Annotated in this window: 18 protein-coding genes and 1 pseudogene; 14 read left to right on the forward strand and 5 right to left on the reverse strand. The window is 72.6% G+C overall.

What is annotated here, in order from left to right; genetic code table 11:
- The first annotated feature begins 146 nt into the window (after window positions 1-146).
- Window positions 147-1,523, forward strand: coding sequence for an alkaline phosphatase PhoX (locus QFZ58_RS08515; protein ID WP_307124315.1), 1,377 nt, complete (start codon window positions 147-149; stop codon window positions 1,521-1,523).
- 137 nt (window positions 1,524-1,660) lie between these two features.
- A complete protein-coding gene (locus tag QFZ58_RS08520) occupies window positions 1,661-2,530 on the forward strand; it encodes a polysaccharide deacetylase family protein (RefSeq protein ID WP_307124316.1) in 870 nt (289 codons plus the stop codon).
- 72 nt (window positions 2,531-2,602) lie between these two features.
- Here the strand turns inward: QFZ58_RS08520 and QFZ58_RS08525 are convergent, their stop codons facing one another.
- On the reverse strand, window positions 2,603-2,794 hold the full coding sequence (locus QFZ58_RS08525) for a hypothetical protein (RefSeq protein ID WP_307128803.1): 192 nt from the start codon (window positions 2,792-2,794) through the stop codon (window positions 2,603-2,605).
- A gap of 291 nt (window positions 2,795-3,085) precedes the next feature.
- The gene (locus QFZ58_RS08530) at window positions 3,086-3,763 is read right to left on the reverse strand and encodes an AIM24 family protein (RefSeq protein ID WP_307124317.1); all 678 of its coding nucleotides are present in this window, start codon (window positions 3,761-3,763) and stop codon (window positions 3,086-3,088) included.
- A gap of 84 nt (window positions 3,764-3,847) precedes the next feature.
- Between QFZ58_RS08530 and QFZ58_RS08535 the strand changes: the two genes are divergently transcribed.
- The 5 genes from QFZ58_RS08535 to QFZ58_RS08555 all read left to right on the forward strand — a co-directional run bounded on the left by QFZ58_RS08535 (window position 3,848) and on the right by QFZ58_RS08555 (window position 9,093).
- The gene (locus QFZ58_RS08535) at window positions 3,848-4,606 is read left to right on the forward strand and encodes a peptidyl-tRNA hydrolase (RefSeq protein ID WP_307124318.1); all 759 of its coding nucleotides are present in this window, start codon (window positions 3,848-3,850) and stop codon (window positions 4,604-4,606) included.
- 255 nt (window positions 4,607-4,861) lie between these two features.
- Window positions 4,862-5,614: a DUF4142 domain-containing protein gene (locus QFZ58_RS08540; RefSeq protein ID WP_307128804.1), complete on the forward strand. Its 753-nt coding sequence runs from the start codon at window positions 4,862-4,864 to the stop codon at window positions 5,612-5,614.
- 220 nt (window positions 5,615-5,834) lie between these two features.
- Complete coding sequence (locus QFZ58_RS08545) at window positions 5,835-7,145, forward strand: DUF692 domain-containing protein (protein ID WP_307124319.1); 1,311 nt, start codon at window positions 5,835-5,837, stop codon at window positions 7,143-7,145.
- Window positions 7,146-7,150: 5 nt separating this feature from the next.
- Window positions 7,151-8,206 carry a TIGR04222 domain-containing membrane protein gene (locus QFZ58_RS08550; protein ID WP_307124320.1) on the forward strand — a complete coding sequence of 352 codons (1,056 nt, stop codon included), beginning with the start codon at window positions 7,151-7,153 and terminating at the stop codon, window positions 8,204-8,206.
- A 104-nt stretch (window positions 8,207-8,310) separates the two neighbouring features.
- Entirely contained in the window at window positions 8,311-9,093 is a 783-nt protein-coding gene (locus QFZ58_RS08555) for a TIGR04222 domain-containing membrane protein (RefSeq protein ID WP_307124321.1), read from the forward strand.
- Window positions 9,094-9,628: 535 nt separating this feature from the next.
- On the opposite strand, the gene hemQ is transcribed toward QFZ58_RS08555, so the two are convergent.
- Window positions 9,629-10,342 carry a hydrogen peroxide-dependent heme synthase gene (gene hemQ / locus QFZ58_RS08560; protein WP_307124322.1) on the reverse strand — a complete coding sequence of 238 codons (714 nt, stop codon included), beginning with the start codon at window positions 10,340-10,342 and terminating at the stop codon, window positions 9,629-9,631.
- Between the two features lie 4 nt (window positions 10,343-10,346).
- Window positions 10,347-11,856, reverse strand: a pseudogene (gene hemG, locus QFZ58_RS08565) (protoporphyrinogen oxidase).
- 125 nt (window positions 11,857-11,981) lie between these two features.
- Between hemG and QFZ58_RS08570 the strand changes: the two are divergent.
- Both QFZ58_RS08570 and QFZ58_RS08575 read left to right on the forward strand, forming a co-directional pair.
- A complete protein-coding gene (locus QFZ58_RS08570; protein WP_307124323.1) occupies window positions 11,982-13,019 on the forward strand; it encodes a DUF4349 domain-containing protein in 1,038 nt (345 codons plus the stop codon).
- A 44-nt stretch (window positions 13,020-13,063) separates the two neighbouring features.
- The gene (locus tag QFZ58_RS08575) at window positions 13,064-14,446 is read left to right on the forward strand and encodes an FAD-dependent oxidoreductase (protein ID WP_307124324.1); all 1,383 of its coding nucleotides are present in this window, start codon (window positions 13,064-13,066) and stop codon (window positions 14,444-14,446) included.
- Between the two features lie 115 nt (window positions 14,447-14,561).
- On the opposite strand, the gene hemE is transcribed toward QFZ58_RS08575, so the two are convergent.
- The gene (gene hemE / locus QFZ58_RS08580; protein ID WP_307124325.1) at window positions 14,562-15,632 is read right to left on the reverse strand and encodes a uroporphyrinogen decarboxylase; all 1,071 of its coding nucleotides are present in this window, start codon (window positions 15,630-15,632) and stop codon (window positions 14,562-14,564) included.
- A gap of 92 nt (window positions 15,633-15,724) precedes the next feature.
- Between hemE and QFZ58_RS08585 the strand changes: the two genes are divergently transcribed.
- From QFZ58_RS08585 to QFZ58_RS08605, 5 genes are all read left to right on the forward strand, one after another.
- A complete protein-coding gene (locus tag QFZ58_RS08585; RefSeq protein ID WP_307124326.1) occupies window positions 15,725-16,384 on the forward strand; it encodes a DUF3000 domain-containing protein in 660 nt (219 codons plus the stop codon).
- Window positions 16,385-16,603: 219 nt separating this feature from the next.
- Window positions 16,604-17,266: a response regulator transcription factor gene (locus QFZ58_RS08590; protein WP_069169388.1), complete on the forward strand. Its 663-nt coding sequence runs from the start codon at window positions 16,604-16,606 to the stop codon at window positions 17,264-17,266.
- A gap of 210 nt (window positions 17,267-17,476) precedes the next feature.
- Window positions 17,477-18,751, forward strand: coding sequence for an HRDC domain-containing protein (locus tag QFZ58_RS08595; RefSeq protein WP_307124327.1), 1,275 nt, complete (start codon window positions 17,477-17,479; stop codon window positions 18,749-18,751).
- A gap of 359 nt (window positions 18,752-19,110) precedes the next feature.
- Window positions 19,111-20,340 carry an acetyl-CoA C-acyltransferase gene (locus tag QFZ58_RS08600; protein ID WP_307124328.1) on the forward strand — a complete coding sequence of 410 codons (1,230 nt, stop codon included), beginning with the start codon at window positions 19,111-19,113 and terminating at the stop codon, window positions 20,338-20,340.
- The gene (locus tag QFZ58_RS08605; RefSeq protein WP_307124329.1) at window positions 20,337-22,469 is read left to right on the forward strand and encodes a 3-hydroxyacyl-CoA dehydrogenase NAD-binding domain-containing protein; all 2,133 of its coding nucleotides are present in this window, start codon (window positions 20,337-20,339) and stop codon (window positions 22,467-22,469) included. Before QFZ58_RS08600 ends, QFZ58_RS08605 begins: the two co-directional genes overlap by 4 nt.
- Window positions 22,470-22,539: the final 70 nt, after the last annotated feature.

Below are 22,539 nucleotides of genomic sequence, written 5' to 3' on the forward strand. Positions count from 1 at the left end.
CCGGCCGTACCTTCCGGCTGCTGCTCCCCCGGCGCTCCGGCACGGATCGCAAGCCGTGGGCATGACAACGTTCGCGGAGGCGCTCGACCGGGCAGGTCTGATCCCGACGATCTCACGTCACCTGTCCGCCAACAGGGAGTTGCCTCATGTCATCCGCACCTCGACGGCTCGCGACACGACGACAGGTCCTGGCCGGCAGCGGCGCCGCCGCCGCGTCGATCGCCTTCACCGGGGCCTGTACCGAACTCTTCGCGGGCACGGCAGCCGCCCGCGGCCACAGCGGTTACGGCCCGCTCGTGCCGGACCCGCACGGCCTGCTCGATCTGCCGAAAGGTTTCCGCTACCGGGTCCTCTCCCGGGAGGGCGACGCCCTCCGCTCCGGTGAGGGACCGGTGCCCAGCCATTCCGACGGCATGGCCGCCTTCGCGGGCCGCCACGGCCGCGTCCACCTCGTGCGCAACCACGAGAACCGGCCAGACGCCCGGTTCTCCGTCCCCACGGTCCAAGGCCTCACCTACGACCCGATGGGCAAGGGCGGCTGCACGGCCCTGGAGCTCGACGGCCGGGGCCACGTCCTGGGCGAGCGCGTCGCCATCGCGGGTACGGCCGTCAACTGCGCGGGGGGACCCACCCCGTGGAGGACCTGGCTGACCTGCGAGGAGACCGAGGACAGGGCCGGCACCAACGGGTACACGAAGGACCACGGGTTCATCTTCGAGGTGGACGGCGCCGACCCGCGCCGCACGGGGGCGGTACCGCTGACCGCGATGGGCCGCTTCCAGCACGAGGCGATCGCGGTCGATCCGGGGAACGGGATCGTGTACGAGACCGAGGACGCCTTCGAGCGCCCGTTCGGCCTCTTCTACCGTTTCCTCCCCGAGAAGCCGCTCGGCGGTACGGGCTCGCTGCGGGCGGGCGGCACCCTGGAGGCGATGCGGGTGCCCGGGGTGCCCGACCTCTCCGCGGTCCAGGAGACCGGCGCGCGCTTCGACCGGATCGAGTGGGTGCCCGTACCGGATCCGCAGGCCGCTCAGACACCGATCCGGCACCAGGACTTCGGCCCGAAGGGCATCACCCACGCCCAGAAGCTGGAGGGCTGCTACTGGGGCGGATCGTCGGTCTACTTCGTCTCCAGCTTCGCCCACAGCTCGCAGGGATCGGCTGCCGACCACTTCGGCCAGGTCTGGCGGTACGAGCCCGAGCGGCGACGGCTCACCCTGGTCGTCGTCTTCGGGCCGGACACGGACGTCCAGCTGCCCGGCGAGTCCCCGGACAACATCTGCCTCGCCGCCGACGGCGGGCTGATGGTCTGCGAGGACGGCGGCGGCGCGCAGCACGTGCTCGGGGTGACGCGGCGCGGTGAGGTGTACCCGATGGCACGGGGACGGCAGAACATCGGGACACCCGAGGAGCCCGAGTGGGGCGAGTTCGCCGGGGTCACGTTCGCGCCGGACGGCGCGACGATGTTCGTGAACTGCTACACGCCGGGGACGACGTTCGCGGTGACGGGGCCCTGGCGCTGACCGGCCGAGGGCCTGGCGAACGGGGAACGGGGCCGGGTGGTGGTCACCGCCCGGCCCTCGGGCGTGGCCGGAGCGCCGCCCGCCGTTTCCGACATGTCATCAGCTAACGTCCTCCAGTGATCAAATCTGTTCGTACGATGACAGTGATGACAGCGGTCACGGCGGTGCTGGGCGCGGGCCTCGCCGGCTGCGGCGCCCCGGAGAACGCCCGCACGGAGACCACCGCGCATCCGGCCCGGTCCTCCGTCCCTCCGGCGGGCGCCGGCCCGTCGGTGACGGCGCCCGCCGAGGAGGAACCGCCCACCATGGCGCCCGGACCGGCGGGTCTGACCCCGGTCTTCGAGCGCCGGGCCGACGGCTCGAAAGACAGGTCCGAGAAGGTCGTCGCCCTCACCTTCGACGCGGACATGACAGCCGATCAGGGGCCGCGTGCGGCTGCGGGCGAGCACTTCGACAATCCTGAACTGATCGCGCTGCTGCGCCGGCTGAAGGTGCCCTCGACGGTCTTCATGACCGGCCGGTGGGCGCGGGAGTACCCGTCCCAGGCCCGCTCGATCGGCACGGACCCCTTGTTCGAGACCGCCAACCACTCGTACAGCCACTACGCCTTCTCCTCGCCCTGCTACGGGCTGCCGGCCGTGGCGCGGGCCGACATGCGCGGGGAGGTGGAGCGGGCGTTCACGGAGTTCCGCAGGGCGGGGGCCCGCAACGTCGTGCCGTACTTCCGCTTCCCCGGCGGCTGCTACGACGACGCGTCCCTGAAAACCTTGGCGTCGACGGGCGTGACGGCCGTCCAGTGGGACGTCGTCAGCGGTGACGCGTTCGCCACGGACGCCGATGCTGTGGCCGAGCAGGTGCTGGAAGGGGTGCGGCCGGGATCGCTGGTCGTCATGCACTGCACCCGCAGCGCCGCTCCCGTCACCGGCGAAGCCGTGCGCCGGGTGGTCCCGGAGCTGCGCCGGCAGGGGTACCGCTTCGTGAAGGTCTCCGAGCTGATGCGGGGCTGAGCCGACCACCGCCGCCCGAGCGAGCGGGCTGGGGGACACGTCCGGACCCGGGCGAACGGCCGGGCACCCCTCTCAGCCCGAACAGGCGGTGCGCCCCGCCTCCTGCCACTCACAGACCGGGCAGAGCGTGCTGCCCTTCGTCGACTCCGGGTACTCGGTCGGCTTCCCGCACAGCACGCAGTCGGCGTACGGGGGACCCGCGTCCGCCGGTACGGGGGCCGGCGCGGGCGTCCCGCAGTACGCGTCGTCGGTGCGTTCGTCCATGCGCTCGTCCATGCGTACGAGCGTACTCACCCCCGCAGCGCGGTGAACCGGGGCGGCGACGATCGCCGCCACCACCACGGCGGTGAGTACGCCCCGGCCGGGGCCAGGACGGGCACGTGGACGGTGCCGGGCAGCGGGCGGGTGACGGCGTGCCCGGCCGGTGGGCCGCCGGTCACCCGGTGCCGTCGGCGCCCTCGGTCCGGGCCAGGGCGTGCGTGGACGGCTCCGGTCGGGCCCCGCGCAGCACCCGGGGGCCGCGGAGGCTCCACCGGCGGCCCACCCCTCGCGGCTTCAGTTGGACGACGCCTTCTCCTGCTTGAGCTCGCTGGGCCGTACGATCACGAAGCCGTCGCCCTGCAGCATCAGCTGGACCGCCTCGCCGGAGCCGCCGCGCACCATGGAGCCGATGCTCTGCGAGCGGTGCAGGGAGGTGGAGAGGTGAGCGCTCCAGCCGACCACCGCGTCCGTGTCGACGTACACCGGCTGCTGCGCGGTGACGGGGATCACGACGGGGTGGCCGTCGCACATCAGGCCGAGCTTGCCGAACCCGCTGAAGACGCTGTTGAAGAGGCCGCCGCCGGCCATCCCGGCCCCCTTCACGGTCTTTATCTCGTAGGAGAGGCTCGCGTCGAAACACAGGACGTTGCGGCCGTTGACGGTCAGGACGTCCCCCTGCTCCATCTCCACGAGGAAGCAGTTGGCGGCCTCGTGGGCAAACCAGGCCTCGCCCTGACCACGGACAGCCATGAGCGGCAGCCCCTCACCGGTGACCGCGCGCTTGAGCATGCCGCCGATGCCCTGTCCCTTGCGTTCGAACTTCAGGGTGCCGCGATAGGCGACCATCGATCCCTGGCGTGCGTGCATCTCACCGTCGACGACGTACTTGACGCATTTGGCGTTCTGCAAGGACATGCCGGGGGCGGTGGCCGGCTGGGCCATGTGCTCGCTGGAAAAGAGGTCGCTCTTCATGCCGAGCATCCTCACCCGGACGCCCCTGTTCCGCCAAGGACGGGTCCCGAGGGCTTGTCACAGGTGCCTGGCAGACTGGGTTCCGTGAGCAGCGACAGCCTTTCCGAGCCCCTTTCCGAGCCCCTTGCCGCAGCGCCTGCGGACCCCGCCGACAGCCCGTTCCTCACGGAGCGCACGGTTCGGGACGAAGCACAGCAGTTCGTGCTGCCGCTGGTGGCACACATCGAGAAGACGGATCCCCCGGCGCGCACGGACGCGCTGGTGACCGCAGCCCGTGCGGTGCTGACGATGCTCTCGGACGAACGCTCACTGGGCGAGGGCCGGTGGGCGCAGCTCATGCGGGACTGGCAGGACGCCCGGATCCGCAAGGTGGTGCGGCGGGCTCGCGGTGCGGAGTGGCGCAAGGCGTCCGCGCTGCCCGGGATCACGGTCACGGGCGAGCGGGCCGAGGTGCGCGTGTTCCCGCCGGTGCCGCTGGACGGCTGGCCGAAGGAACTGGCCAAGCTCCAGGTGTCGGGGACGGATCTGGACGACCCCGAGCCCCCGGCCGCGCCTGATCCCGCCGGCCCGGTCCTCTGGCTCAACCCCGAGGTCGGCATGTCGGCGGGCAAGACCATGGCGCAGGTCGGACACGGTGTGCAGCTCGCCTGGTGGGAGCTGTCGGAGACGGAGCGCAAGGCGTGGCGCGAGGCCGGCTTCCCGCTCTCCGTCGCGACCCCGGACCCGGCCCGGTGGCGCGCGCTGACCGTGAGCGGACTACCGGTGGTGCGCGACGCGGGGTTCACCGAGATCGCCCCGGGCTCCTGCACGGTCGTCGCCGACCATCCGGCCCTGCGTCACTGACCGTCCGGCGCCGCACCGCCGACCGTCCGGCGCCGTGTCACGGACAGTCCGGCGCCGCACCGCGGACCGGTGGAGCGGCGGGCCGTCGGCCCCGGGCCGTCCGCCGGAAACAGGGCCGGTCCGGCTGAACACGTCTGCGCCGATCTACGTATCCCCCGGTACTGCCGCTCCACCATTACCGCCAAGTAGGTTGAACCACGTTTCAGTTGGCGGTTGATTCGGAGCTGTCACGCACCGGCCCGGGAGACACACTTGTTGCGACGCATCAACGGAACGGCCCTCATCATCGCGGCACTGGTCGCCACCCTCGGGGCACTCGCCTATCCCGTCTGGTCGTACGCCGACCGTTCCGGTACCGGCGAGGCCAATCTGAACGCCTCCAGCGTCGCCACCCCCTGGGGTCCGCTCTCCGCGACCGACCGCGACTTCCTCGTCAAGGTGCGCCTCGCCGGGCTGTGGGAGCTGCCCGCCGGGCAGCAGGCCATCGAGCGCGCGCCGAGCGAGGCGACGAAGGCGGCGGGCGACCACCTGGTGGTCGGCCACACGGACCTGGACCGCAGGACCCGTGATGTGGCCGCCAAGCTGGGGGTGGAGCTCCCGAACCAGCCGAGCGAACAGCAGCAGGGCTGGCTGCGCGAGCTGACGGCGGCGAGCGGCGACGAGTACCAGCGCAAGTTCGCCAACATCCTGCGGATCTCGCACGGCAAGGTGTTCGCGCTGATCGCCCAGGTCCGGCACACGACGCGCAACTCGCTGATCCGGCAGCTGGCCTCCGACACCAACCAGACGGTGCTCGACCACATCACCATGCTGGAGCGCACCGGCTTCGTCGACTTCGACGGGCTGGCGCGCGAGGCCGCGGGCACGTCGACGGCCAGCCCGTCGGGACCGCCCATGTCCTCCGGCGGTGGGGTTCCGCAGGTCCCCGTGCCGGTGACACCGAGCGGCGACCAGTCCTTCACCTCGCGCCCGGTCCCCCCGACGATGGCTCCGCTGCCGCAGCCCTGACCGGACGGCGTCCCGGCGCCTGGGTGGGTGGTGCCGGGACGGGAGATCCTCCCCGCGCCGGACATGGAGGCGTTCGCCCTGAGGACCGGCACCGCGCTCAGGCGACGGAACGGTACGGCGGGGCCCGGGAACCTCAAATCCAGCTCTGAACGTCCCCCTTTCCGGATTCACCGCCTTCCGGCGGGGCCATCACCCCTGCACAGAACGGGGAGGGGACACCATGAAGCTGGGAACGGGGATCGGCTGGCGGCCGGAGATCGCGGACGCCGTCGAGGCGCTGCCTGGGGTCGACTGGGTGGAGGTGGTGGCGGAGAACATCTGCACCGGCCATCTCCCCGCGTCCCTGGTGCGGCTGCGCGAGCGTGGGATCACCGTCGTGCCGCACGGCGTCTCGCTGGGGCTGGGCGGGGCCGACCGCCCCGACCAGGACCGCCTCGCGGGTCTCGCCGCGCGGGCGGTGCTGCTGGACGCACCGCTGGTGACGGAGCACATCGCGTTCGTCAGGGCGGGGGGAGTGCTCACCGCGTCGCCCAGGCTGGAGGCGGGCCATCTGCTGCCCGTGCCCCGGACGTGGGACGCGCTGGAGATGCTGTGCGAGAACGTGCGGATCGCGCAGGACTCACTGCCCGTGCCGCTGGCCCTGGAGAACATCGCGGCGCTGATCTCCTGGCCCGGCGAGGAGCTGACGGAAGGACAGTTCCTCGCGGAACTGGTCGAGCGCACCGGCGTACGGCTGCTGATCGACGTCGCCAATCTCCACACCAATCACGTGAACCGGGGCGAGGACCCCTCGGCCGCCCTCGACGAACTTCCGGTGGAGGCCATCGCGTACGTGCACGTGGCGGGCGGGGTCGAGAAGGACGGCGTCTGGCACGACACGCACGCCCACCCCGTGACGGCCCCCGTCCTGGAGGTGCTGGCCGAGCTCCGTTCCCGGGTCGAACCGCCGGGCGTCCTGCTGGAGCGCGACGACGACTTCCCGCCGGCGGCGGAGCTGGCGGACGAACTGGCGTCGATCCGGGCCACGGCGGCCGGGGTTGCGTCCGGGGCGTCCAGGGCGGCGTCCGGTTGCACTTCCGTGCGGCGGCGGTCAGGGCCTGCGAGGCCGGCCGCCGGGGTGGCGGGCGCCCGTGACCGGACCGCCGTGGCCCAGGCCGCGCTGCTCTCGTCCCTCGTGGCGGGCACGCCCGCCCCGGAGGGCTTCGACGGCCGGCGCCTGCGCGTGCAGAGTCGCGCCCTGGCCGCCAAGCGGGCCGAGGTCGTCGCCAAGGTGGCGCCGGAACTGCCCGAGATCCTCGGCGACGGCTACCGGAAGGAGTTCCTCGCGTACGCCGGCACCCGGCCCATGTCCGACGGATACCGCCGCGACGCCCTGGACTTCGCCGAGCAGCTGCTCATCGCGGGCGGCCCCGCCGACGACGTGGCGCGACGCCGGCTGACCCACTGGTGGCAGGACCGTGCGGGCTCGCGCCCCCCGCGCCGCGGCACCCGTCTCGTGCGGGCGGCCCGGGCCGCCCTGAGCGGAAGGTGACCGGCATGAGCGCTCTCGCCCTCCTTTTGACCCTGGCCGTCGCCCTCTCCTCGACGCTGCTGATCGCGGCCACCACGAGGGCGGGCCGGCAAGACGGCGGCTCCGGGGCGGCCGTGCACGACCTCTCCGAGGCCGCGTTCCTGAGCGGCGGCCCGGCCAGAGCCGTGGACACCGCGCTCACCGCCCTGCACGCGGACGGGCGCCTGGCCGTCGGCGGCCCCGGCATCGTCGCCGTCCGGCGGGCGGAGGCCCGCGACGCGGTGGAACGCGCCGTCCTCCAGGAACTGACGGCGGCCCCGAGCGGAGCCCTGCACCTGCTGCGGGAGGCCGTGATGCGGCACCCGGCGGTGCAGGAGATCGGCGACGGGCTCGCGGCCCGCGGGCTGCTCGTCGCCCCGGGCGGCATCCGGACCCGCCGCCGGTGGGCAGTCGTGCAGGGGGTGGCCTGCGCGGTGGCCTTCCCCGTCAGCATCGTCCTCACCGTCCTGCAGTACGTCCTTCTCGACGGTCGTTCGGACATCCCGGTGCCCTTCGTCGTCAAGGTGCTGCCCGCACTACTCGCCGGTGGCGTGATCGGCCTGCTCACCGCCTCGGCCGCCAAGGCGCGGATCACGAAGGCGGGGCGCCGGGCCTCGGACGCGTACCGCGCCGCCCACGCCCAGGTGACGGACCCGGCCCATCTGGTGGCCACCCAGGGGCTGCGCGCGCTCCCCGACGCCGGCCTGCGGGGGCAGTTGACGGCGGCGGCCCGCTACCGGCCCGCCCGGACCCGGTCTTCGGCCTCCCCGCCGACGGCCTCGTCCCCCACGGCTGCGGCGTTCGTACCGGTGGTGTGGTGTGCCGGCGTGGGCCCCGGCAGTGGGAGCTGCGGCAGTTCCGGGGGCGGCTCGGGGCAGGGCTCCTCCTGCGGCGCGGGGGCCGCGTGCAGTTCGGGCAGCGGCTGCGGCGGGGGCAGCGGGTCGGGCTGCGGCGGCAGCAGCGGTTCCAGCTGCAGCAGCGGGTCGAGTTGCAGCAGCGGTTCCAGCTGCAGCAGCGGGTCGAGTTGCGGCGGGAGCTCCTGACCCTCGCATAGGGATTCGGCCACTCATGACCGTGTGTGACCTAAATCTGTCCGTATCGTGAACAGGTCATGGCGCCCCGCGCCCGCCTCGCATAGAAATCCGCCATGCTCTGGGTTCTGCTTCTTCTGGTCGCGTGGGGCGCGGCGGCCATCTCCTGCATCCGGCTCTGCCTCGTCACCGCGGGTGCGGCCCTGCGGCCGGCGGAGACCGCCGGCGACCCGGCCCCGCATGAACTCAGCCTCTACGAAACGGCGTTCCTCGCAGGCGGGCCGCACCGGGTCGCCGATCTGGCACTGATCTCCATGCACCTGCGGCGCCGGTTGCTGCTCGCCCACACCGGCTGGGCGACCGTTGTCGATCCGGAGGGCCGGGACGAGGTCGAGCGCACCGTCATCCGTGTGATCGGCCCGGAGGGCCAGTCCCGGATAGCACCCGTGCGGACGGCGGCCGCCGCGGCCGACGCCGTACGCACCCTGGCCGACCGCCTCGTGGCAGCGGGACTCGCCGTACCGCACGGGACCCGGACCGGCCTGGAGTCGGCGGTACGGGCGGTGCGGGGCGCGGCCGTGCTGGTGGTGGCGCTCGCCGCAGCCGCGATGCTGATGCCCGGTCAGCAGACCGGTTACGCGGGCCCGGTGGCGGCCTGGTTCGGGCTGCCGCTCGTCCTGACACTGGGGTGCCTGGCCATCGCCCGGGTGGAGAACCGGCCGTACAGCCCGTGGGCCTCGCCGTCCGGACAGCGGTGGCTGGACTCGCTGCCGGCCCCGGTGCGTGGTGCCGACCGCGACCTGCTCGCGGCGGTGGCCGTACGGGGTGTCGACGCCCTCCAGGATCCGGAGTTGCGGGCCGCCCTGCGCAGCGGTCGCACGGCGCATCCGGTCCGCTAGGGCGTGTTTCGAAAGTGGCGTCGTCTGCCCGAAGGGCAGGCCCGGGGGCGTCTGGTGCGTGCGATCGCAAGGCGGAGGGTCGCCTCGATACCGGGTGTATCGGGGTGATCCCGACAACGCGGCGAGCGTGCGTGCCAGACGCCCCCGGGCAGGCGGGACTTTCGAAACACGCCCTAGCACCGGGGCGCCGCTTCGGTTTACCGGTGCGGGCCGTCGCAACACCCGCCGCTCGGCCCCGCGGCAGGGCGACGCACCGAGGTGCGGGTCCGTCCACGCAGAAGGCCGCCCCTGCCGGGACGGCCCTGAACACGCGCTTACGCCGTGTTGTTCGGCCCGGGCCACATCGGCCGTTCACGGCGAGGAGCGGCGGCCGGCGGGGAGGTATGGCTGACTCCCCCGCAGGCCACCGCAGTTCGCCGGTCACGGGCCGATGTGCGCCCGGAACCGGACCCGGTGTCGCTGGAACGACGGGCGGCGTCTCACGCGCCGTTGCCCGCCAACTGATCTTCCGGGTCGGGGTGGCCGGAAACGCTGGCTATGCGAGACCGGACACCAAGTCTGCGATCGACTTCCTGCGTCCTGTGTAGAACGGGACCTCCTCGCGGACGTGCATCCGTGCCTCGGAGGCCCGCAGGTGGCGCATGAGGTCGACGATGCGGTGCAGTTCGTCGGCCTCGAAGGCGAGGAGCCACTCGTAGTCGCCGAGGGAGAAGGAGGCGACCGTGTTGGCGCGTACGTCCGGGAAGCCGCGTGCCATCTTGCCGTGGTCCGCCAGCATGCGGCGGCGGTCCTCGTCCGGCAGGAGGTACCAGTCGTAGGACCGCACGAACGGGTACACGCTGATGTAGTCGCGCGGCGTCTCGTCGGCCAGGAAGGCCGGGATGTGCGACTTGTTGAACTCGGCGGGGCGGTGCAGGGCCATGTTCGACCAGACCGGCTCCAGCGCGCGGCCCAGCTTCGTGCGCCGGAAGAGGTTGTACGCCCCCTGCAGCTCGTCGGCGGTCTCCGCGTGCCACCAGATCATCAGATCGGCGTCGGCGCGCAGGCCGGACACGTCGTAGGTGCCGCGGACGGTGATGTCCTCGGCCGCGAGCTGGTCGAACAGCTCCTGGACCTCGTCGGCGTAACCGGCGCGGTCGACGGGAAGCACATCTCGCAGCTTGAAGACGGACCACAGGGTGTAGCGAACGACCTCGTTGAGGTCCTTGGCCTTCTTGCCTGCGTTCGGAAGCTTTTCTGGCGCACTCATACGGCTATTGTCCCGCCTCGCTCCGAGTGCCCTGAACCCGGGTCGGCGTGGCGATGATCTCCTTCGCCGTCTTCCCGGGGATCTTGGGTGTTCCGGCCCGCGACGTCCTGGACGATCTCGTCCGCGGCCCGCCGCGCGCTCGCGACGCAGGCGGGGATCCCGACCCCGTCGTAGGCCGCACCGCACACCCGCAGACCCGGCAGCTCGGCCACGGCGTCCCGGATCCGGGCGACCCTGGTCAGATGCCCCACGGGGTACTGCGGCAGCCCGCCGATCCACCGGGTGACCTCGGTGTCCACGGGGCGGGCCGCAAGCCCGGTGGCGGCCGCGAGGTCGCGGAGCGACACCTCGACGAGCTCGGAGTCCTCACGGTGCAGGTGGTCCTCCTCGCCGTAACGGCCCACGGAGGTGCGCAGCACGAACAGCCCCGGAGCGGCGTCGGCGACCCACCGCCACTTGTTGCTGGAGAAGGTGGACGCCTTGATCGTGCGTCCGTCCACCGGCGGTACGAGGAAGCCGGAACGCCCTCGGAGCGCCTCGGTCCCTTCGACGTCGGAGCGCCGGAACGCCAGGGTGACCAGCGCCATCGACGCGTACTCGACAGCGGCGAGCTCGGCGGAGGCGGCCGGGCACTCGGCGGCGAGCAGAGTGGACGCGGACCAGGCGGGGGTGGCGAGGACGATGCCGTCCGCGGCGATCACCCGGCTGTCCGTGCGCACGTCCCAGCCGTTCCCGGTCCGGGTGAGCCCGAGTACGGGAGCGGCGGTCAGGATGTCGGCGCCCCCGGCCCGTACGGCATCGGCGACGGCGCCCGGGAGCGTACCGATTCCTCCGTCGATGCCTTGGAAGACCGGGCCGGTCCGCCGGTGTGCGGCTGCCCGCTCCTGGACGCGGAGCACGGCGTCCAGGAGTGAGCCGCCCTCCTTCGCCGCCTCGAACAGCTGCGGTACGGCCGCGCGCATCGAGATGCGGTAGGCGTCGCCCGCGTACACCCCGCCGAGCAGCGGCTCCACGAGCCGGTCGACGACCTCGCGGCCCAGCCGGTCGGCGACGTACGCGCCGACCGCCACGTCTTCGCCCACGGTGGTCGGGGTGAGGCCGCGCTCCTGCGCGATCCGGGCCAGCCCCTCGGACGAGAGCACGTCCGCGAGGGCCGCAGGGTCCCCGGGGACGCCCATGACGTGCCCCTTGGGCATGGGGCGCAGGGCGCCGCGGGTCCAGAGCGAGGCGGTGGCGGTGGCGGGCGGCTGCAACCTCCCGCCGAGGCCCACGGCGGTGGCCAGCTCGACCGCTTCGGGCCGCCGCGCGAGCATGGACTCGGCGCCGAGGTCGACGGGCGTGCCCGCGATCTCGCCGGTCATCAGCTTGCCACCGAGCCGCTCCGTCGCCTCGAGGACGGTGACCCGCAGACCGGAGTCCAGCAGCCGGTGGGCGGCGGCGAGTCCGGCGATGCCGCCGCCGATGACGACGACATGGCCCGTGCGTGTGGAGTCGCGCTGAAGAGGACGCTGCATGGGTCCACTCTCTCAAATCCGTTCCGAGTCACGAACGTGACCGCTTCGCAACCGCCGGCCGGCAACCCGCGCACGGGCCCCGTACGTCGAACCGGCACCACGACAACGACTCTGGGGGACACGTCATGCACTTCGCCCGCCACACGGACAGCCGTCCACCCGCCCGCTCCCCACGGCGCCGCCCGCGCGCCGTCATTGCGGCCGGGCTGCTCGCCGTACTCCTGACCGCCACCGCCTGCGGCGCCGGTGACAGCGGCGGTTCGGCCGACGGGAGCAAGGCCGACCAGAAGGCGGCGGCCCCCGAAGCCGCGGGCCCCGGCAGCGAGGCGAGCGAGGCGGACGGTGCGGACTCCTCCGGCGACGCGGGCAGGCAGGCCGCCGGGAAGCCGGCCGGCGGAAAGGCCCCCGCGCCGGGTGCCGGGGTCACGGTCCATGTCATCCGGACGGCCGCGCTGGACGTCGAGGTGAAGAGCGTGCCCAAGGCGGTGGCCGCGGCCCGCGGCGCCGCGGAGGGTGCCGGTGGACTCGTCGCGGACGAGCGGACGGAACGGGTCGACGACACCCACGAGATGTCGCACCTCGTGCTGCGCGTACCCCAGGACCGCTACGAGTCCGTGCTGCGCACGCTGGCGGGTTCCGGGAAGCTGCTGTCCCGCACGTCCGGCGCGAAGGACGTCACCGGCCAGGTCGTGGACGTCGAGAGCCGGATCTCCACCCAGCGGGCGAGTGTCGCCCGGGTGCGCTCCCTCATGGACAAGGCGGAGAGGCTCTCCGACGTGGTCACCCTGGAGGGCGAACTGAGCAGCCGTCAGGCGGACCTGGAGTCGCTGCTCGCCCAGCAGGCCTCCCTGAAGGACCGCACCTCGCTGGCGACGATCACGCTCGACCTCCGCGAACCGTACGAGGACGGAAAGGACGCCGAGGACGAGGAGCCCGGCTTCCTCGACGCGCTGGGCGCCGGCTGGGACGCGTTCGTGGCGATGGTGCGGTGGATCGCCTTGGCCGTCGGCGCGACGGCGCCGTTCCTGGCCACGGCTGCCGCCCTGGTGCTCGTATGGCGTCTGCTGCGCGGCCGTCGCACGCTCCGCCGCTCCACACCCACGGCCCCTGCCCCTGCGGCGGTGCACCCGGCGCCCGGCCCGGAGGTCCCTCCCGCACCGTAGCGTCGTAGCGTGGGGCCCCTGACACTGCGGCGAAGGGACCCGGCATGGCGGCGGAGCGACTGGTGGTCATCGGAGGCGACGCGGCGGGCATGTCCGCCGCGTCGCAGGCCCGCAGGCTCAAGGGGCCGGACGAGATGAGCATCGTGGCCTTCGAGCGCGGCCATTTCACCTCGTACTCCGCGTGCGGCATCCCCTACTGGGTGAGTGGCGACGTCGACGAGCACGAGGACCTCATCGCCCGCACCCCCGAGGAGCACCGGGCCCGGTCGATCGATCTGCGCACCCGCACCGAGGTGACGGAGATCGACGTCAGTGGCCGGCGGGTGCGTGCCCTGGACCGCGACAGCGGTGAGAGGTACTGGACGGGGTACGACAAGCTGGTGATCGCGACCGGGGCCCGCCCCGTCCGCCCGGACCTGCCCGGCATGGACGCCCCAGGGGTGCACGGCGTACAGACCCTGGACGACGGTCAGGCGCTCCTGGACTCCCTGGACCGGGCCCGTGGGCGGCGTGCCGTCGTCGTCGGCGCCGGCTACATCGGCGTGGAGATGGCCGAGGCGATGCTCAAGCGCGGTTTCGAGGTGACGGTGCTCAACCGCGGCACGCAGCCCATGGCCACCCTCGACCCGGACATGGGGCGGCTGGTCCACGAGGCCATGGACGGCCTGGGCATCACGACGGTGAACGACGCCGCGGTCACCCGCATCCTGACCGGCCCGGACGGCAGGGCCACCGGAGTCGCCACCGAAGAGGAGAGTTACCCGGCGGACGTGGTCGTGCTCGGCATCGGCGTGGAGCCGGAGACCGCCCTGGCGGGCGAGGCGGGCCTGCCGCTCGGGGCGCACGGCGGTCTGCTGACGGACCTGTCGATGCGGGTCGCGGGACACGACGACATCTGGGCGGGCGGCGACTGCGTGGAGGTCCTGGACCTGGTGGCCGGCCGCACCCGCCACATCGCGCTCGGCACCCACGCCAACAAGCACGGCCAGATCATCGGGGCCAACGTCGGCGGCGGCTACGGCACGTTCCCCGGCGTCGTCGGGACGGCGGTGAGCAAGGTCTGCGATCTGGAGATCGCCAGGACCGGGCTCCGCGAGAAGGACGCACGTGCCGTCGGCCTGCGGTACGTCACGGCGACGATCGAGTCGACGAGCCGGGCGGGCTACTTCCCGGGGGCGCGGCCGATGACGGTGAAGATGCTCGCGGAGTACCGCACCGGCCGGCTCCTGGGTGTGCAGATCGTGGGCCGCGAGGGGGCGGCCAAGCGCGTGGACGTCGCGGCGGTCGCGCTCACCGCCGGCATGACGGTGGAGGCCATGACGGCACTCGACCTCGGCTACGCCCCGCCGTTCTCCCCGGTCTGGGACCCCGTACTCGTGGCGGCCCGCAAGGCGGCCTCGGCGGTACGCGAGGCGGGCAGCGTCTGAGCGCGGCCGGGGTGCGGGGCGCGGGCCCCGCACCCCGGCCCGCGTGCCGCACGTACTCCGTGGCTGTGTGCGCACGCCTCCCGGACGCGTAGGCGCCTCTTGCGGGGACGGTTACTCAGCGGGCCGTCTGCTCGTGCACGTACTCCACCAGCCGCGTCAGCGCGTCCGGGTCGGTGGTCGGCATGACCCCGTGGCCCAGGTTGAAGACGTGGCCCTCCAGCCCGGAGGCCGCGTCGAGCACCTCGCGGGTCTTCGCCTCGACCGTCGCGGTCGGCGCGAAGAGCACCGCCGGGTCGAGGTTGCCCTGCAGCGCCTTGCCGGGACCCACCCGGCGCGCGCCCTCGTCCATCGGGACCCGCCAGTCCACGCCGACGACATCCGCGCCCGCCTCGCCCATCAGGCCGAGGAGCTCGCCGGTGCCGACGCCGAAGTGGATGCGCGGAACACCGTACGAGGCGACGGCGTCGAACACCTTCGCGGAGGCCGGCATCACGGAGCGGCGGTAGTCGGCCGGGGCCAGGGCGCCCACCCAGGAGTCGAAGAGCTGGACCGCCGAGGCGCCGGCCTCGATCTGGACCTTCAGGAACGCGCCGGTGATCTCCGCGAGCCGGTCGAGGAGGTCGGCCCAGAGCTCCGGGTCGCCGTACATCATGGCCTTGGTGCGCTCGTGGTTGCGGGACGGGCCGCCCTCCACGAGGTAGCTCGCGAGGGTGAACGGGGCCCCGGCGAAGCCGATCAGCGGCGTGGCACCCAGCTCGGCGGTGAGCATGCCCATGGCCTCGGTGACGAAGGTGACGTCCTCGGGTGTGAGGTCGCGCAGGCGGGCGAGATCGGCGCGGGTGCGGACGGGCTCGGCGATCACCGGGCCGACCCCGGGCTTGATGTCGAGGTCGATGCCGATGGCCTTGAGCGGGACGACGATGTCGCTGAAGAAGATCGCGGCGTCGACCTTGTGCCGGCGCACGGGCTGCAGCGTGATCTCGGTGACCAGCTCCGGCATCATGCAGGAGTCGAGCATCGCGATGCCCTCGCGGACCTTCAGGTATTCGGGCAGTGAGCGCCCCGCCTGGCGCATGAACCAGACCGGGGTGTGCGGCACGGGCTCACGTCGGCACGCCTTGAGGAACGCCGACTCGTGGGTGGCGGATGTCGTCTGCAGGCCCAGGGGGCGCTCGTTGGCACTCACACACAGAATCTTCGCACGCGGGCCGAAGGAGCCGGACCCCGCACGGGTGTCCCTCCCTGCACGGAGCTCCGGTTCCGCCTACTCTTCCCCGCATGGCTCCGGCTCAGGGACAATATTCCGATCATTCCGACGGCACTGACAGCAAGGAAGGCACGGAGGACGAATCCGTCCCGCCCGCGTTCCGGTCGGCGGTCGACGCGCTGCGCTCCGCTCGCGTGCGCCCCGAACTGGAGGTCGAGCCGACTCGGCCGCCGCAGCGGCTCGCCCCCCATGCCTACGCCCTGGAGGCGGCGGTGGTGGAGGGCGAGGAGGATCTCGCCGACGGCCGCCTCGTCCTCCTCCATGATCCGTCCGGACATGACGCCTGGCAGGGGACGTTCCGGTTGGTCACCCTCGTACGGGCCGAACTGGAGCCGGAGATGGCGGCCGATCCGCTGCTTCCCGAGGTGTGCTGGTCCTGGCTGACGGGCGCGCTGGAGGCGCGCGGCCTGTCCTACGGGGAGGCGAGCGGCACGGTGACGCGAGCAGGCTCGCACTACTTCGGGGCACTGTCCGAACGCCGTCCGGCGACGCAGATCGAGATCCGGGCCTCGTGGACGCCGCGCGAGGGGCGCGGCGGGGTCCCGGACGTCGCGGCGCACCTGGTCGCGTGGAGCGACCTCCTCTGCCAGCTGGCCGGTCTGCCGCCGTCCGACGCGACGGACGCGTCGGTGGTGACGTTGCCTCAGCGGCGCGGTCCGCAGACGCCATAACGCTGCGTCACGCCTGTCGGGAGCCGGTCGCACAGGGACCGGCTCTCTTTTCGTACAATCGATCGCGCGTCCTATTTGCCCGAATTGTTACTCACTAAATCGTGATCTTCCTCTAAAGGAGGACGCACCTGCTGCCGAAGAGGTCAATGACCCTTCAAGCACGGTTCGCCCCGGCTTCACCCCCGAGCCGGCCCGTCCCGCCACTCCCCAGGAGGCCTGGTGTCCGTTCTCCTCGAGCAGCCCGCAAGCCTGGTCGCCTACCGCCCGAACAAACCGACGGCCATGGTCGTCGTGGCCGACCCGCGCGTCCGTTCCACCGTCACCCGCCATCTGTGGGCTCTCGGAGTTCGTGACGTCATCGAGGCGTCGTCCATCGCGGAGGCACGCCCCCGCGTCGGCAACCCGCGCGACATCTGTGTTGCCGACGTCCACCTGCCCGACGGCTCCGGGCTGACCCTGCTGTCCGAGACCCGAGCCGCCGGCTGGCCGAACGGCCTCGCCCTCTCCGCCGCCGACGACATCGGCGCCGTACGCAACGCCCTCGCGGGCGGCGTGAAGGGCTACGTCGTCACCGGCACCCGTACCAACATCGGCCACCCCACCCGCCCCGGCATGGCCCCGATCGGTGCCAACGCCGCCCGTATGCACCGCCGGCCTCCCGGGTCCCCGAGCCACCCGGGCGGCTACCGCGAACTCTCCGGCCGCGAGGTGGAGGTGCTCCGCCTGGTCGCCGAAGGCCAGTCCAACAAGGCCATCGGCGTCTCGATGGGCCTCTCCGCCCTCACCGTCAAGAGCCACCTCGCCCGCATCGCCCGCAAGCTCGGCACCGGTGACCGCGCCGGAATGGTCGCCGTCGCCCTGCGGACGGGCATCATCCACTGACCCCGCTTCCCCGCCCCCTCTCCCACACCCCCCACGGCCCACCCCCCACCGAGACCTCCCCTCCGGACCGGGCCGGGCCCTCCGAGCCCGATGACCGAACGAGAGGCCCGGACGTGCGCGGATGCGCGTCCGGCCGGTTTACGCGCATCGGCGCCCGTCGACGGAACGTTCCGTCGACGGGCGCCGCGCATACACAGATACCCTTGGCATGTGACCGACGCCCAAGAGACCGCAGCAGACACCTCACTGCGAACCACCGGGGGCGCCCCCCCGGACGACGTCGCCCCGGCGCCGATCCCCTTGCTCGAGCCACGCGAGGGCATTCCCCCGGTGGTGGCGACCGACGACGCCCTGGCCGGGGTGATCGCCGCCTTCGCGGCGGGCACCGGCCCGGTGGCCGTCGACGCCGAGCGCGCCTCCGGCTACCGCTACGGGCAGCGCGCCTACCTCGTACAGCTGCGCCGCGAGGGTGCGGGGAGTGCGCTGATCGACCCGGTCGGCTGCCCGGACCTGTCGGGTCTCGGTGAGGCCCTGACCGGCACCGAGTGGATTCTGCACGCCGCGACACAGGACCTGCCCTGCCTGCGCGACATAGGCATGATCCCGACCTCGATCTTCGACACCGAGCTCGCCGGACGGCTGGCGGGATTTCCCCGGGTCGGCCTCGGAGCCATAGTCGAGAACGTCCTCGGGTACGCGCTGGAGAAGGGCCACTCCGCGGTCGACTGGTCCACCCGCCCGCTGCCCGAGCCCTGGCTGCGCTACGCCGCGCTCGACGTCGAACTGCTGGTGGACCTGCGCAACGCCCTGGAGGAGGAGCTGGACCGGCAGGGCAAGCTGGAGTGGGCGCAGGAGGAGTTCGACGCCATCGCCTCGGCCCCGCCCGCACCCCCGCGCAAGGACCCGTGGCGCCGGACGTCCGGCATGCACAAGGTGCGCCGACGCCGTCAGATCGCGGTCGTACGCGAGCTGTGGACCGCCCGTGACCAGGTCGCGCAGCGCCGTGACGTCTCGCCGGGCAAGGTCCTGGGCGACGCCGCGATCATCGAGGCCGCCCTGGCGCTGCCGGTGAACGTGCAAGCCCTCACCGCGCTGCCCGGCTTCGGCCACCGCATGGGGCGCCGTCAGCTGGAGCAGTGGCAGGCCGCCGTCGACCGGGCGAAGTCCCTGCCCGAGGCGGAGCTCCCGCAGCCCGGCCAGCAGCCGGCGGGCCCGCCGCCCCCGCGTTCCTGGGCGGACAAGGACCCGGCCGCCGCCGCCCGCCTGTCGGCGGCCCGCTCGGCGGTCTCGGGGCTCGCCGAGCGGCTGCGCATGCCGCAGGAGAATCTGATCACCCCGGACACGGTGCGCCGGGTCTGCTGGGAGCCGCCCACGCCCCTGACGCCGGACGCGGTGGAGGGCGCGCTCGCCGCCCACGGCGCCCGCCGCTGGCAGATCGAACAGGTCGCCCCGCTGCTCCTGCGCGCCTTGGCCGCGCAGGCCTGACCCGACGCGGTGCCCGCCCGTCCCGGCGGGCCCCGCACACACCTCACCCACGACCTCACACACCCGTACGCCCCCGCCGATCCGGCCGGGGGCGTACGCATGCCACGGGCAGGCCGGTGCCGGGGCGTCCCGGTGCGGGGCTCGGGCCGTGCGGCTCCCCCGCTCATCGGCGAGGATCGAATTCACGCCAGTTCCTGAGCCCTGTCCACCCGCCGGAGGCGCCCCTGGCCGTGTGACCTTCGCCGCTCCCGCCACGAAGGGTGGGCAGTCTGGTTACCCGCAAGTAGCATGAGGGGCGGCGGCGCGCTCACCGGCGCGCCCCGCAGCAGTGCCATCCCGCACCCTGGAGGAGAGCCACCGTGCCTCGTACCATCCGGGACGTCGTCTTCGTCGACGGCGTCCGCACCCCGTTCGGCAAAGCGGGCCCGAAGGGCATCTACCACGAGACCCGCGCCGACGATCTCGTCGTGAAGGCCATCCGGGAGCTGCTGCGCCGCAACCCGGACCTGGACCCCGCGAAGATCGACGAGGTCGCCATCGCCGCGACCACGCAGATCGGCGACCAGGGACTCACCCTCGGCCGCACCGCCGGTATCCTGGCCGGTCTGCCGCAGTCGGTGCCCGGCTACTCCATCGACCGCATGTGTGCGGGCGCCCTGACGGCCGTGACCTCGACCGCCGGTTCCATCGCCTTCGGCGCGTACGACGTCGTCGTCGCGGGTGGTGTCGAGCACATGGGCCGCCACCCGATGGGCGAGGGCGTGGACCCGAACCCGCGCTTCGTGTCGGAGAAGCTGGTCGACGAGTCCGCCCTCTTCATGGGCATGACCGCGGAGAACCTGCACGACAGGTACCCCACGATCACCAAGCAGCGCGCCGACGAGTACGCGGTCCGCTCGCAGGAGAAGGCCGCCAAGGCGTACGCCGACGGCAAGATCCAGCAGGACCTGGTGCCGGTCTCCGTGCGCCGCACCAACGCCGAGGCGGGCGAGACGGGCTGGGGCCTGGTCACCGCCGACGAGCCGATGCGCCCGGGCACCACCATGGAGTCCCTCGCCGGTCTCAAGACGCCGTTCCGCGCCCACGGCCGGGTCACCGCCGGTAACGCCGCGGGGCTCAACGACGGCGCCACCGCCTCGCTGCTCGCCGCCGAGGACGTCGCCCGCGAGCTGGGCCTCCCGGTCAAGATGCGCCTCGTGTCCTACGCCTTCGCGGGCGTCGAGCCGGAGGTCATGGGCTACGGCCCGATCCCGGCGACGGAGAAGGCCCTGGCCAAGGCCGGTCTCTCCATCGACGACATCGGCCTCTTCGAGATCAACGAGGCGTTCGCCGTGCAGGTGCTCGCCTTCCTGGAGCACTACGGCATCGCCGACGACGACGCGCGCGTCAACCAGTACGGCGGCGCGATCGCCTACGGCCACCCGCTGGCCTCCTCCGGCGTCCGCCTGATGACTCAGCTGGCCCGCCAGTTCGAGGAGCAGCCGGAGGTCCGCTACGGCCTGACGACCATGTGCGTCGGCTTCGGCATGGGCGCCACGGTCGTCTGGGAGAACCCGCACTTCGACAACGCAGCCGGAGGCAGCAAGTGAGCACCACCACCACTGAGCTTCTGAAGGGTGCGGCCGAGCTGTTCCCCGGCGAGGTCGTCACGCAGGCGCACGTACGTCACCTGGACCTTCCCGGCGGTGCGGGTCGCTTCGCGCTCATCACGCTGGACAACGGCCTGGACCACACCAAGCCGACCACCTTCGGACCGCAGTCGCTGGCGAACCTTGACGCCGCGATCGACCAGGTCGAGAAGGAAGCGGCCGAGGGTGCGATCACCGGTGTCGGCATCACCGGCAAGCCGTTCATCTTCGCGGTCGGCGCGGACCTCAAGGGCGTCGAGCTCCTCAGGAACCACAAGGACGCGCTGGCCATAGGGAAGGGCGGCCACGACGTCTTCCGCCGCCTGTCCGGCCTGGCGGTCCCCACCTTCGCGTACTACAACGGCGCGGCGATGGGCGGCGGCGTCGAGGTCGGCCTGCACTGCTCGTACCGCACGGTGTCCAGGGCGCTCCCCGCGTTCTCGCTGCCCGAGGTGTTCCTCGGCCTGGTTCCGGGCTGGGGCGGCTGCGCCCTGCTGCCCAACCTGATCGGTGCCGACCGCGCCGTCTCGGTGATCATCGAGAACTCGCTCAACCAGAACCGTCAGCTCAAGGGCAAGCAGGTCTTCGAGCTCGGGATCGCCGACGCGCTCTTCGACGGCGCGGACTTCCTGGAGCAGTCGCTGATCTGGACCGCGTCCGTCCTCAAGGGCGAGATCGCGATCGAGCGTCCCGAGGTCGACCGCGGTGACGCCTGGGACCAGGCCGTCGCCCGCGGCAAGGCCGTCGCCGACTCCAAGGTGCACGGCGCCGCCCCGGCCGCGTACCGCGCGCTGGAGATCATCGCCGCCGCCAAGGACGGCGACCTGAGCGCCGGTTTCGACGCCGAGGACCAGGCCCTCGCGGACCTGATCATGGGCGGCGAGCTGCGTTCGGGGATCTACTCCTTCAACCTGGTCCAGAAGCGCGCCAAGCGCCCGGCCGGCGCCCCGGACAAGTCGCTGGCGCGTCCGGTCACCAAGGTCGGCGTGGTGGGCGCGGGCCTGATGGCCAGCCAGCTCGCACTGCTCTTCCTCCGCCGCCTCGAGGTACCGGTCGTCCTCACGGACATCGACCAGGCGCGCGTCGACAAGGGTGTGGGCTACGTCCACTCCGAGATCGACAAGCTGCTCGGCAAGGGCCGCATCAACCAGGACAAGGCCAACCGCCTCAAGGGCCTGGTCTCGGGTGTGCTGGACAAGGCGGAGGGCTTCTCCGACGCCGACTTCATCATCGAGGCCGTCTTCGAGGAGATCGGCGTCAAGCAGCAGGTGTTCGCGGAGGTCGAGGCGGTCGCCCCGGCGCACGCGATCCTGGCCACGAACACCTCGTCCCTCTCGGTCACCGAGATTGCGTCGAAGCTGAAGAACCCGGAGCGGGTCGTCGGCTTCCACTTCTTCAACCCGGTCGCGATCCTCCCCCTCCTGGAGATCGTGCGCGGCGAGCAGACCGACGACGCCTCGCTGGCCACGGCCTTCGGCGTCGCCCGCAAGCTGAAGAAGACCGCGGTCCTGGTGAAGGACGCCCCGGCGTTCGTCGTCAACCGCATCCTCACCCGCTTCATGGGCGAGATCCAGAACATCATCGACGAGGGCACCCCGGTCGAGACGGCGGAGAAGGCCATCGAGCCCCTCGGCCTGCCGATGTCCCCGCTGGTGCTGCTGGAGCTGGTCGGGCCGGCCATCGGCCTGCACGTCTCCGAGACCCTGAACCGCGCGTTCCCGGACCGCTTCACGGTCTCCGAGAACCTCGCGGCCGTGGTCGGGGCGGGCAAGCGCGGCTTCTACGTCTACGACTCCGGAAAGCCGGAGCTGGACCCGGAGGTCGCCGCCCTCCTCAAGCAGGGCGACACCGTCCTGACCGAGGACCAGGTCCGCGACCGCGTCCTCGACGCGGTGGCGCAGGAGATCGGCCTGATGCTGGACGAGGGCGTCGTCGCCGAGGCCCAGGACATCGACCTCTGCCTGATCACCGGCGCGGGCTGGCCCTTCCACCTGGGCGGCATCACGCCGTACCTGGACCGCGAGGGCGTCTCCGAGCGGGTCAACGGCAAGCGGTTCCTGGAGCAGGGCGTGGCGAGCGTTCCGGCGTAGCACTCCAACCGCACGAAAGACGCTCGGGCCGCACAGGGTTTTCCCTGTGCGGCCCGAGCGCGTGCACATC

Source organism: Streptomyces sp. B1I3 (assembly GCF_030816615.1).
GTDB lineage: Bacteria > Actinomycetota > Actinomycetes > Streptomycetales > Streptomycetaceae > Streptomyces.

Bases quoted from the DNA above. Each gene is read 5' to 3' on its own strand.
- QFZ58_RS08515 (WP_307124315.1), top strand. From the start codon at position 147: ATGTCATCCGCACCTCGACGGCTCGCGACACGACGACAGGTCCTGGCC.
- QFZ58_RS08520 (WP_307124316.1), top strand. From the start codon at position 1,661: ATGACAGTGATGACAGCGGTCACGGCGGTGCTGGGCGCGGGCCTCGCC.
- QFZ58_RS08525 (WP_307128803.1), bottom strand. From the start codon at position 2,794: ATGGACGAACGCACCGACGACGCGTACTGCGGGACGCCCGCGCCGGCC.
- QFZ58_RS08530 (WP_307124317.1), bottom strand. From the start codon at position 3,763: ATGAAGAGCGACCTCTTTTCCAGCGAGCACATGGCCCAGCCGGCCACC.
- QFZ58_RS08545 (WP_307124319.1), top strand. From the start codon at position 5,835: ATGAAGCTGGGAACGGGGATCGGCTGGCGGCCGGAGATCGCGGACGCC.
- QFZ58_RS08550 (WP_307124320.1), top strand. From the start codon at position 7,151: ATGAGCGCTCTCGCCCTCCTTTTGACCCTGGCCGTCGCCCTCTCCTCG.
- QFZ58_RS08555 (WP_307124321.1), top strand. From the start codon at position 8,311: ATGCTCTGGGTTCTGCTTCTTCTGGTCGCGTGGGGCGCGGCGGCCATC.
- hemQ (WP_307124322.1), bottom strand. From the start codon at position 10,342: ATGAGTGCGCCAGAAAAGCTTCCGAACGCAGGCAAGAAGGCCAAGGAC.
- QFZ58_RS08570 (WP_307124323.1), top strand. From the start codon at position 11,982: ATGCACTTCGCCCGCCACACGGACAGCCGTCCACCCGCCCGCTCCCCA.
- QFZ58_RS08575 (WP_307124324.1), top strand. From the start codon at position 13,064: ATGGCGGCGGAGCGACTGGTGGTCATCGGAGGCGACGCGGCGGGCATG.
- QFZ58_RS08585 (WP_307124326.1), top strand. From the start codon at position 15,725: ATGGCTCCGGCTCAGGGACAATATTCCGATCATTCCGACGGCACTGAC.